Here is a 665-nt window from a genome sequence, read left to right on the forward strand (position 1 = left end):
TCGGTGGTGATGATCAGGGTGCCGTCGGGGTCGAGTTGGTAGTGCCAGTCGTTGAAGGTTTTGAACCGGTGATGGCGCCGGCACAGGCAGGCCATGTTCGCTTCGACTGTCTGCCCACCGTGGGTGGGGTCGGTGTGGTTGAACGGCACGACATGGTCCAGATCACAGGCGTCGGCCGGGACGGTGCATCCGGGGTGGCGGCAGGTGCCATCCCGCAGCCGGATCCGGTGCGCCAGGGTGGTGGTGGGCCGGTAGCGCAGCGCAGCATGGGGGTCGTCGGCGGCTCCGGGGGTGGGATCGATTCGGTGCAGGCTGGCGCCGTCGCTGCAGGCGAGCATGTCCAGTAGGGATTGCAGGGCGGCTTCGCCGGTGCGGGCGAAATCCACCCGGGTGTGGTCTGCCCAGCGGCTGGCGTTCGCGCCGGTGGGGGGCGATGACGGTGATCTTGGGCCGCAGCATCACCCCACCAGACGCCGGCTCGCCCGAGCCCGGCGTGTCCGGCGTGCCGGAGCCGCGCGAGGTGCCGGGTGCTGCGTGGTTGGTGGTGTCGCCGGAATCGGTTGCACCCGAGTCGGCGCGGGCGGGGGTGGTGGTGTCGCCGCAGATCAGGGACATCAGGGCATCGGCGCGGCGTTGGGCCAGGCTGTAGGGCGCATCCGCAGGCC

Annotated in this window: 2 protein-coding genes; one reads left to right on the forward strand and one right to left on the reverse strand. The window is 70.8% G+C overall.

What is annotated here, in order from left to right; all coding sequences use genetic code 11:
- Window positions 1-386: HNH endonuclease signature motif containing protein (locus K3888_RS17505; RefSeq protein WP_230931558.1), on the reverse strand; the 386-nt coding region annotated here is incomplete at its 3' end.
- Window positions 387-433: 47 nt separating this feature from the next.
- Between K3888_RS17505 and K3888_RS17510 the strand changes: the two genes are divergently transcribed.
- Window positions 434-649 carry a hypothetical protein gene (locus K3888_RS17510; protein WP_230931559.1) on the forward strand — a complete coding sequence of 72 codons (216 nt, stop codon included), beginning with the start codon at window positions 434-436 and terminating at the stop codon, window positions 647-649.
- The last annotated feature ends 16 nt before the right edge of the window (window positions 650-665 follow it).

Source organism: Dietzia aurantiaca, from assembly GCF_021033825.1.
Lineage (GTDB): Bacteria > Actinomycetota > Actinomycetes > Mycobacteriales > Mycobacteriaceae > Dietzia > Dietzia aurantiaca.

What these genes read in the sequence shown, in the direction of transcription:
- K3888_RS17510 (WP_230931559.1), top strand. Translation starts at nt 434, where the DNA reads ATGACGGTGATCTTGGGCCGCAGCATCACCCCACCAGACGCCGGCTCG.